The sequence below is a fragment of the Sphingomonas sp. LH128 genome (genome assembly GCF_000293195.2).
Taxonomy (GTDB): domain Bacteria; phylum Pseudomonadota; class Alphaproteobacteria; order Sphingomonadales; family Sphingomonadaceae; genus Novosphingobium; species Novosphingobium resinovorum_A.
Genome location: NZ_ALVC01000124.1, coordinates 26,475 through 36,322 on the forward strand (window position 1 = coordinate 26,475; position 9,848 = coordinate 36,322).

Here is a 9,848-nt window from a genome sequence, read left to right on the forward strand (position 1 = left end):
GGGCGTCAAATTCCAGCACGAACGCCGATCGCGGTGTCACTTAAGTGTCCGCGCGCAGGGGCCGAGCTGGCTCAGGACCATGCGATAGTCCGCCAGAGCCTGCTGCTGCTCGGCGAAGCTGCCCGAGACATTGGCGCCGGCAGGCGGGGTGCGGGGCAGGAAGCAGGCGAGCCGATACCACTCGAGCGTGTCCGGCTCCGGGGGGTGGCCGAGGTCGGCGACCAGTTCGGAGAACGACACGCCCCATGTCGGAGCCTGGCCCTGTTCGTGCTTCACCGTGATCGAGGCGGCCGAATTATCGTGGGTGTTGAGGAAGATCTGGGTCTCCCCCTGACCCGCGAGATTGCCGGGGACGAACAGCATCTCGCGCACGCCGGTGATCTTCGCAGGCGCGTCAGGAGCGACAAGGGCCTGGAGAATCGAACGGAGCCGTGTCTCGCGCGCGGGCGTGGAAATCTGCTGTGCGGTCGGCCAGACGAGTTGAAGTTCGCCGGGACGGCCCGGCACGGCGCGTGCGAACAGGAACACGACCTGCTTCTTCAGCTTGGGTGCCTTGCCTTTGGCGTCGAGAGGGAGGTCGACGAGGTAGGTGACCGATTCGCCGAGTGGGGCCTTGCCCACCAGCAGGGCCCTGGTGCGGGCCTCTATATAGAAGCGTCCATGTCCTGGAGTGAGACCGCGCGCCCGTTCATTATCGATGCGGGTCATTTTGGCGATCTGGGCCTGCACCACGAGACCTGCCGAATCAGCTAGGTCGGCGATGTCGGCATAAGTGACTTCACCGGGCGTCTCGAGCGGCCCCTGGGCGCTCGCCGCAAGGGGCGCAAGCGCGATGTAAGCACCCGCCAGGGCCGCTGCAAGGGGGCGCGAAATCAAAGGCATGGACGATAATCTCCGTGGAAATGCGATGGCTTATAGCCCTTGAGCGGCCTCAACTCAAAATTGCACTGGATCAATTTGAGCTAACCGGGCATGAATCGCGCGTTAACCCCCGCTGGGCCGATAAGGCGTTGCGTGGGGTGGGCTTCGACGTTAAGAAGCCTGCAAAATGGGGCAAAAATAGCAATAGCTCCTCGGTTCGCCTCCCGTTTCGTATTGTCGTCGGATGGGCAGACTGTTAGCCGTCAGGGTGGGTAATTTGGAGTTTCGTCATGGGTTCCCTCTTTCCGGGGGGGAGTCCATGGGCGCCCTTGGGCATGTTCTTCCGGGAATTTTTGTCCGGGGCTTGGTAATGGAGTGATGCGTCTGAATGGCTTACGCTGACCAGCAGATGAGCACCAACAAGGTTGTTGCTCTTGTCATTGTCGCCTTGATCCATGTCTTCGTCGGCTATGCGCTCGTCACCGGCTTGGCCTATGAGGCGGCGAAGAAGGTCATCAACAAGGTGACCACCGTGGATATCAAGGAGGAAAAGCCCAAGGAGGAAGAGCCACCGCCGCCGCCTCCGAAGGAAGATACGCCGCCGCCGCCTATCGTGGCGCCGCCGCCGCCGATCAACATCGCCCCGGCTCCGCCGCCGGTGCAGACTGTGATCACTCCGCCCCCGGCTCCGCCGGTGGTGATCCAGACCGCAGCGCCGCCGCCGGCTCCGCCGCCGCCGCCGCCCGGTCCGTCTAAGGCTCGCGGCGTCAAGCCGAAGGGCCAGGGCAGCTGGGCCGCCCGCATTCAGTCGAACTATCCGACCCGCGCTGCTCGTGAAGAGCGCGAAGGCCGCGTCGGTGTTCGCGTGACTGTCGGTGGCGACGGTAAGGTTTCGGCCTGTTCCGTTTCCGCTTCGAGCGGCAGCCCGGATCTGGATGAGGCCGCTTGCGACGGTATGCAGCGCTACGCGCGCTTCGACCCGGCGCTCGATGCGGACGGCAACCCGATCTCGTCGTCGTACTCGACCGCGATCGTGTACAAGCTCAACTAATCTCCAAGGGATCGGTTCAGGTCATTGGGTAATTCGACCGCTCCGATCACATCCTGCATTCTTCTTGAGAGGTAACTCGCATGCTTATCGTTGACATCCTTGCCGCCGCGGGCGCGCCGCAGAACAAGTTCGGCTTCGCCGAAGCGCTTCAGCAGGGCGGTTTCATCGCTTACGCGACCGTGATCATCCTGGGCATCATGTCCTTCGGTTCGTTCTACATCCTGTTCACCAAGTGGTTCGAGCAGTCGAAGATCCTGCGCCAGTTCAACGCGATCCGCACGACCTTCTGGAAGGCTCCGACCCTGCGTGAAGGCGCTGCCAAGCTCGAGAAGAACAGCGCATGGCGCCAGCTCGTCGAAGACGGCATCGCCGCTGAAGACCAGCACTCGAAGATGACCGACTCGCTTGAAGCCCACGACTGGCTGCACGGTTCGCTGTCGCGTTCGGAAGCGACCATCAACGCTCGCCTCTCCGGCGGCCTGCCCTTCCTCGCCACTGTCGGTGCGACCTCGCCGTTCATCGGTCTGTTCGGTACCGTCGTCGGCATCTATCGCGCACTGATCGCGATCGGTCTCGCCGGTTCGGCCTCGATCGACAAGGTCGCGGGTCCGGTCGGTGAAGCGCTGATCATGACCGCGCTCGGTCTGCTCGTCGCCGTTCCGGCCGTGCTTGCCTACAACTACCTGCAGTCGCGCAACAAGCGCATTGCCGAACTGCTGACCGGCTTCTCGAACGACATTCTCGCGAACATCAACTCGAAGGGCGCCATCAAGCCGACCGTCGCTGTCGCGGCCAAGGCTGCTCCGGCCCCCGCCAAGCCGGCTGCCGCTCCCGCCAAGCCGTAAGAGCACGGGGAACGAAGCGGATCGGCTCATTGACCCGATCCGCCCCCGTCGGGGTCAAGAAGAAGGCGGCGGCTCGAAGCATGCGAGAAGTCGCTGCCGACCCCCAGGCAACGCAAGGATTAGGATAAGACTATGGCGATATCCACGGGCGGAGGCGGTGCAGAGACACCGATGTCCGACATCAACACGACGCCGCTCGTCGACGTCATGCTGGTGCTGCTCATCATCTTCCTGATCGCGGTTCCGGTCGCGATTCAGACGATCGAGAAGCTGCGCATTCCCGTCATCGTAGCGCAGGAGTCGAAGGACAAGGTGGAGAATCTCCTCCTTACCGTCTCGACCACCGACGCTTCGGGCAAGAGCGCGGGCGAACCCGGTTTCCAGGGTGCGAACCGCGGCGGTGAATGCCGCATCTACATCAACAACGTGACGCCGGTGACTTCCGAGGAACTGCGCGACCAGGCCTTCAAGCGTCTTGACGCGATCGTGAAGCGCGAAGGTGGTCCGCAGGCTCTCATGGCAAACCCGGATCTCATCCCGCAGGTCCACATTCGTGGTGACGTCGAATCGCCTTGGCGCTGCGTCGCCGGTGCGATCTACAACGTCCAGATTTCGGGTTATCCGACGGTTGGCTTCATCACCAACCCGATCGATCCTAACTGACGCGCGGGAACAGGAGTAACATCTCATGGCAATGTCAGCAGGCAAGTCTGATGGCGAGCCGATGATGGAGATGAACACGACGCCGTTGATCGACGTCATGCTCTGCCTCCTCATCATGTTCATCATGTCCATCCCGGTTGCGACGCACTCGATCGATATCGATCTGCCCGTCGCGACCCCTCCGACGGACACTCCGCCTCCGATCGACCCCGTCAAGAACAAGATCGTGCTGACTCAGGACAGCAAGGTCATGTGGAACGGGACCCAGATCGATCAGGGGCGTCTGGTCCAGACGCTCGAAGCCACGACCCGCATGACCCCCGAGCCGGAACTTCAGTTCCAGCCCGAGCCGGAAGCCAGCTACGAGCTGTCGGCACAGGTTCTCGAGGTCATCAAGGCCTCGCAGGTCACGAAGTTCGGCTTCGTCGGCAACGAACAGTTCGCGACTTTCGGCAAGTAAGCCGATCGTTCAAAGGCTGGTCCCGCAAGGGGCACCCAAAGGGGCGGAGCGATCCGCCCCTTTTTGTTTGCCTTCAATCCTCGGCAGCAGGATCGATGCGCATGGCGACCGATGCCAGACTCTCGGCCTCCAGCAACAGGTCGTCGTCGGCCGCACCGGACGGCAGGCTTTCCCGGCCGATCATCGAGAGCGCTGGCACCGAGAGCGGGCTGATCCGGTCAAGCATCACGTGGTCGATCTCCCGAGCAGCCCGGTCGAGCACGTCGGCCACGCGGGCCACATCGGTCATCCGGGCCCGCGCGTCGGCCCAGGCCGCCTCGATCAGCAAGTGATCGGGCTCATACTTGCGCAGCACGTCGTAGATCAGATCCGTCGAGAACGTGACTTGTCGCCCGGACTTGCGCTTGCCGGGCTGCTGGCGCTCGACGAGCCCCGAGATCACCGCCACCTCGCGAAAGGCGCGGCGCAGCAAGTAGGATTGCTGGACCCAGTCGACGAACTCGTGAGTCAGGATATCGGGTGAAAGCAGCGCGGCCGGATCGTCCACCGCCTTCAGCCCCCAGACCACCAGCGTATAGTCGGTCGCGACGAAGCCCAGCGGTGCCAGCCCCTGGTCTTCCATGCGCCGGGTGATCAGCATGCCGAGCGACTGATTCGCATTCCAGCCCTCGAATGTATAATAGCTGGTGTAGGCGAGGCCCCGATGCGGGAAGCTCTCCACCAGCAACTGGCCGGGAGCCGGCAGGTGCGAGCGCCAGTCCTGCACTTCCAGCCATTCGCGCACGTCGTCCGGGAACCGCGCCCATCCGGCCCGGTCCGCAAGCATCGTGCGCACCCGGTCGGCAAGATGCGTCGAGATCGGCATGCGCTGGCCCATGTAGCTGGGTATCGTCGCGGAGCGCTTCGCGGCGCGCACGATGAGTTCCAGATCCTTCAGCGCTTCGACTTCCAGGTCCATCCCGGCGAAGCGGAACGTATCGCCCGGCTCAAGACTGGCGCCGAAACCTTCTTCCACCTTGCCCAGCGAACGCCCGTTGCGAAAGCGCACGTCGAGCATCTCGGCATCGACGATGATCCCTGCATTGAGCCGGTGGCGCGCCGCATGTTCGGGATGGGTCAGTCGCCAGGTCCCGTCCCTGTCGCGCACGATGCGGCGGAAGCGGTCGTAGGCGCGCAGGGCATAGCCGCCGGTCGCGACGAATTCGAGGACGCGGGCGAAGATCGTCTCGTCCACCCAGGCGTAGCTGAGTGATGAGCGTACCTCGGCGAGCAGAGCCTCCTCGCGAAACGGCCCTGCGCACGCCATCGCCATGACGTGCTGGGCGAGGACATCGAGGCCGCCGGGGCGGAAGGCGTCGCCATCGCGCTGGCCTTCGCGCACGGCCTCCTGCGCGGCGAAGGCCTCGAGGAATTCGAAGCGGTTGCCCGGTACCAGCACTGCCTCGCTGGGGCTGTCGAGCCGGTGGTTGGCGCGCCCGATCCGCTGCAGCAGGCGCGATGAGCCCTTGGGCGCACCCATCTGCACCACCAGGTCGATATCGCCCCAGTCGATGCCGAGGTCGAGGCTGGCGGTACAGACGAGAGCGCGCAACTTCCCGTCCGCCATCGCCGCCTCGACCTTGCGCCGTGCCTCGCGCGAAAGCGATCCGTGGTGGATGCCGATCGGCAGGTTGCCTTCGTTCGCGTCCCACAATTCCTGGAAGATATATTCGGCAAGGAAGCGGGTGTTGGTGAACACGAGCGTGGTGCGATGGGCCTTGATCTGTTCGATGAGCTGGGGGATCGCCCAGGTCGCCGCATGTCCGCTCCAGGGAATGCGCTCTTCGCGTGGGAGCAGGATTTCGACCCGTGGATCGGCGCCGGGTTCTCCTACGACCAGTTCGACGCTTTCGATCTCGCCCCAGGGGGCCAGCCATCCGCGATATTCGTCCGGATCGGCAAGGGTCGCCGAGAGCGCCGCGCGTTGGATGTCCGGGGCCAGCGCCTGCAGCCGGGAGAGCGACAATGCCAGCAGGTCGCCGCGCTTGCCGGTAGCGAAGGCATGGACCTCGTCGATTACGACGCGTTTGAGGCTGGCGAACAGTTCCGGCGCTTCAGGATAGGATAGCAGCAGCGAAAGCGATTCGGGCGTGGTCAGGAGGATATGTGGCGGCCGCGCGCGCTGCCGGGCCTTGCGGTCGGATGGCGTGTCGCCGCTGCGGGTTTCGATGCGAAGCGGCAGGCCCATCTCCTCGACGGGCGTGAGAAGGTTGCGCTGCACGTCGGTCGCCAGCGCCTTCAGTGGCGATACGTAGAGTGTGTGGAGCCCCTCGGGCGATTTTCCGGGTCCGAGGCGAGAGGGACAGAACGCCGCGAGCGTCGGCAGGAAGCCGGAGAGCGTCTTGCCCGCACCGGTATCAGCGACGAGCAGCGCGTGGTGCCCCCGATCCGCTGCGGCGAGCATCTCCTGCTGGTGGCTGCGCACCTGCCAACCGCGCGAATCGAACCATGCCGCGATCTCCGACGGCACGGGGGAAGGGGGCGTTGTCATTGCGCGCATCGAGGGGAGCATATCGGCACTCCGGGATAAAAGCACCGCAGTGGATGCAGTTTCACGGCGCTCGAAGCGGCTATGCCCTTGCCGTTCCGGCCAGTCCCGAAGCGGCGAGCTGGCCGTCGATCTGGTCCAGCAGGCGTTGCAGGCCCGCCTGCGTATCGCTTTCGGCCCGGGCGGTCAGAGCGGCCTGCGTGTTCGATGCGCGCAGGAGCCACCAGCCGTCCGGCGTATCTACGCGGACGCCATCGATCGCATCGACCCGGGCACCTGCCAGCGCAAGCCGCCGCATGACCTCCTCGACCACCGCGAACTTGCGCGCATCGTCGGCCGGGAAGCGCAATTCCGGCGTGCTGATCAGCGCGGGCGTGGCGTCGCGGAGCGCGGCAACGCTCGATTCCAGCCGGGCTGTGGCGGCAATCAACCGCAGCGCGGCGTAGAGGCCGTCGTCGAAGCCGAACCAGTCATCGGCGAAAAAGAAATGGCCGCTCGTCTCGCCTCCCAGCAATGCACCGCTGCGCTTCATCCTCGCCTTGATGTGCGAGTGGCCTGCCGGCGCCATCTCGGTCCGGCCGCCGAGGGCGCGGACCCCTTCGAAAACCGTGCGCGAGGCCTTTACGTCCGCGATTACGCCTGCGCCGGGGCGGCGTGCCAACAGGTCACGCGCGAAGATCAGGAGGAGCCGGTCGGCGTCCAGCACCCGACCCGTTCCATCGACGACACCGATTCGGTCGGCGTCGCCATCGAAAGCTAGTCCGAAGTCGAGGTTCTTCGCCGCGACCAGCCTGCGCAAGTCTGAGAGATTGGCGTCGATCGTAGGGTCCGGGTGGTGATTGGGGAACCGCCCGTCCACTTCGGAGAAAAGCAGATGATGTTCGCCCGGCAATTGCGAGATCAGACGTTCCAGAGCAGGGCCAGCCGCGCCGTTACCCGCGTCCCAGCCGACCCGAAGCCGAGAAAGATGGTTTCCATCGCAACCGGCCAGCCCCTCGAGCAGTCGGGTGACGTAAGCCGGAAGAACGTCGCGTTCCTCGATGTGGCCGCGATTTTCCGCAGCGGGGAGATCGCCGGCTGCAGCCATGCTGCCCAGCCGGACGATGTCGGCACCAAAGAACGGCGCCCCCGCAAGTACCAGCTTGAAGCCGTTGTGATCGGCGGGATTGTGGCTGCCAGTTACCTGAATGCCGCCCTTCACCTCTGGAATTGAGGCTTCGGCGAAATAGAGCATGGGGGTGGGCCCAAGACCGATGCGGATGACGTTCACGCCGGCATCGGCAAGGCCATCGACCAGAGCCTGTTCGAGCGCGGGTGAACTCAGCCGGCCATCGCGTCCGACCACGACGCCGGCCCCTCTTCCCATAATGGCCCCGAAACTGCGCCCCAGCGCATAGGCGTCCGTTTCGAACAGCGTCATGCCGAAGATGCCGCGGATGTCGTATTCACGCAGGATACTGGGATCGAAGCGGTGCGACAGGGTGGGCGTCGGCTCTGTCATGGTCGTTCTCTTGTTCGGGCGAACGTTGCGGTCACCTTTGCAGCCACCTTTAGCGTATAGCCTGCGCAGGCCAACTGTTGCCGCCCTGATCCGCGACACGCACCTGGGCGGCGGGACTTTCCTTCTTGCCCCCAGCCCACTAATAGCGCGCCGATGAGCACTTCGCCCCACCAGTCCCGCCGTACCTTCGCGATCATCTCGCATCCTGACGCGGGCAAGACCACGCTGACCGAGAAGCTGTTGCTGCAAGGCGGCGCGATCCACCTTGCCGGGCAGGTGAAGGCGCGCGGCGCGGCGCGGCGGGCGCGCTCGGACTGGATGAAGATCGAGCAGCAGCGCGGCATTTCCGTGACCAGCTCGGTCATGACTTTCGAGCGGGACGGGATCACCTTCAATTTGCTCGATACGCCGGGTCACGAGGATTTCTCGGAAGACACCTACCGCACGCTCACTGCGGTCGATTCGGCGATCATGGTGATCGATGCCGCCAAGGGCATCGAGCCGCAGACCCGCAAGCTGTTCGAAGTCTGCCGCTTGCGCTCGGTGCCGATCATCACGTTCATCAACAAGGTGGATCGCGAAGGCCGCGCCTGTTTCGATCTGCTCGACGAAGTGGCGGACATGCTGGCGCTTGACGTGTGCCCAATGTCCTGGCCGGTCGGCATGGGCGGCGTGTTCGAGGGCATCCTCGACCTCGCCAGCGGCGGCATCAGCCGCCCTGAGGGTGCCTCCAAGGAATTTCTCGGCAAGATCGACAAGGGTGCGGCGCTGCCGGACGCCGTTGCCGAGGAACTGGAACTCGCGCAGGCCGGCTATCCGGAATTCGATGTCGAGGCTTACCGCGCGGGCGACCTGACGCCGGTTTACTTTGGCTCGGCGCTCAAGAACTTCGGCGTCATGGAACTGATCGATGCGATCTCGCGTCACGCTCCGCCGCCGCGGCCGCAGCCGTCGGACCAGGGCACGATCGAACCGGACAACAAGGAAGTCACGGGCTTCATCTTCAAGGTGCAGGCCAACATGGACCCGATGCACCGCGACCGCATCGCCTTCATGCGGCTCGTTTCGGGCACCTTCAAGCGCGGCATGAAGCTGACGCCCTCGGGCCTCGGCAAGCCGATCGCGGTGCACTCGCCGATCCTGTTCTTCGCGCAGGACCGCGAGATCGCGGACAATGCAGAGCCTGGCGACATCATCGGCATTCCCAACCACGGCACCCTGCGCGTTGGCGATACGCTGTCCGAGAAGAACGACGTGCGCTTCGTCGGCTTGCCCAACTTCGCCCCGGAAATCCTGCGCCGCGTGGCGCTCAAGGATCCCACCAAGACCAAGCAGCTGCGCAAGGCGCTCGATGACCTTTCCGAAGAAGGCGTCATTCAGGTGTTCTACCCGGAGATCGGCTCGCAGTGGATCGTCGGCGTCGTCGGCCAGCTGCAGCTCGACGTGCTGATCAGCCGCCTGGAAGCTGAGTACAAGGTGGAGGCGGTACTGGAAGGTTCGCCGTTCGACACCGCCCGCTGGCTTAAGGGCGACGACAAGGCGCTGCGCGACTTCGGCGAGTTCAACAAGATGAACCTGGCCAAGGACCGTGACGGCGACCCGGTGTTCATGGCCCGATCGGCCTGGGATGTGAGCTACCAGCAGGAGCGCAATCCCGAGCTGACTTTCAGCGCGACCAAGGAACGTTGAGGGGCGCCTGATCGCACCATAACGGTTCACGCAGGAACCTGACGGCGCTCCGGCGGATTGCTACACAGGCCAATCGCCGGAGCCGCTCGTTGCAGATCAAGTTCGCCAGTTACAACATCCACAAGGCTGTCGGCCTCGACCGGCGGCGCGATCCCGAGCGCATCCTGACCGTGCTCAAGGAGATCGACGCCGACGTCGTCGCGCTGCAGGAAGTCGATCGCCGCTATGGCCGCCGTATGGCGGGGGGGGCG

9 protein-coding genes are annotated in these 9,848 nt (G+C 64.4%); 6 read left to right on the forward strand and 3 right to left on the reverse strand.

The window, feature by feature from the left end; translation table 11 throughout:
* Nucleotides 1-36 precede the first annotated feature (36 nt).
* Nucleotides 37-882 carry a hypothetical protein gene (locus LH128_RS10585; protein WP_008829621.1) on the reverse strand — a complete coding sequence of 282 codons (846 nt, stop codon included), beginning with the start codon at nt 880-882 and terminating at the stop codon, nt 37-39.
* A 367-nt stretch (nt 883-1,249) separates the two neighbouring features.
* Here LH128_RS10585 and LH128_RS10590 point away from each other — a divergent pair, with 367 nt between their 5' ends.
* The 4 genes from LH128_RS10590 to LH128_RS10605 all read left to right on the forward strand — a co-directional run bounded on the left by LH128_RS10590 (nt 1,250) and on the right by LH128_RS10605 (nt 3,880).
* The gene (locus tag LH128_RS10590) at nt 1,250-1,912 is read left to right on the forward strand and encodes a TonB family protein (RefSeq protein ID WP_008829622.1); all 663 of its coding nucleotides are present in this window, start codon (nt 1,250-1,252) and stop codon (nt 1,910-1,912) included.
* A gap of 80 nt (nt 1,913-1,992) precedes the next feature.
* Nucleotides 1,993-2,757, forward strand: coding sequence for a MotA/TolQ/ExbB proton channel family protein (locus LH128_RS10595; protein WP_008829623.1), 765 nt, complete (start codon nt 1,993-1,995; stop codon nt 2,755-2,757).
* A gap of 132 nt (nt 2,758-2,889) precedes the next feature.
* Entirely contained in the window at nt 2,890-3,420 is a 531-nt protein-coding gene (locus LH128_RS10600; RefSeq protein WP_008829624.1) for an ExbD/TolR family protein, read from the forward strand.
* Between the two features lie 25 nt (nt 3,421-3,445).
* Nucleotides 3,446-3,880 carry an ExbD/TolR family protein gene (locus LH128_RS10605; protein ID WP_008829625.1) on the forward strand — a complete coding sequence of 145 codons (435 nt, stop codon included), beginning with the start codon at nt 3,446-3,448 and terminating at the stop codon, nt 3,878-3,880.
* Between the two features lie 73 nt (nt 3,881-3,953).
* On the opposite strand, the gene LH128_RS10610 is transcribed toward LH128_RS10605, so the two are convergent.
* Together LH128_RS10610 and pgmG are read right to left on the reverse strand one after the other, a co-directional pair.
* A complete protein-coding gene (locus tag LH128_RS10610; RefSeq protein WP_037518969.1) occupies nt 3,954-6,410 on the reverse strand; it encodes a ligase-associated DNA damage response DEXH box helicase in 2,457 nt (818 codons plus the stop codon).
* Nucleotides 6,411-6,489: 79 nt separating this feature from the next.
* Nucleotides 6,490-7,908, reverse strand: coding sequence for a phosphoglucomutase/phosphomannomutase PgmG (pgmG, locus tag LH128_RS10615; protein ID WP_008829627.1), 1,419 nt, complete (start codon nt 7,906-7,908; stop codon nt 6,490-6,492).
* 153 nt (nt 7,909-8,061) lie between these two features.
* On the opposite strand from pgmG, the gene LH128_RS10620 reads away from it, so the two are divergent.
* Together LH128_RS10620 and LH128_RS10625 are read left to right on the forward strand one after the other, a co-directional pair.
* A complete protein-coding gene (locus LH128_RS10620; protein ID WP_008829628.1) occupies nt 8,062-9,597 on the forward strand; it encodes a peptide chain release factor 3 in 1,536 nt (511 codons plus the stop codon).
* 89 nt (nt 9,598-9,686) lie between these two features.
* Nucleotides 9,687-9,848 (forward strand): endonuclease/exonuclease/phosphatase family protein (locus LH128_RS10625; RefSeq protein WP_008829629.1); only part of this gene is annotated, 162 nt, incomplete at its 3' end.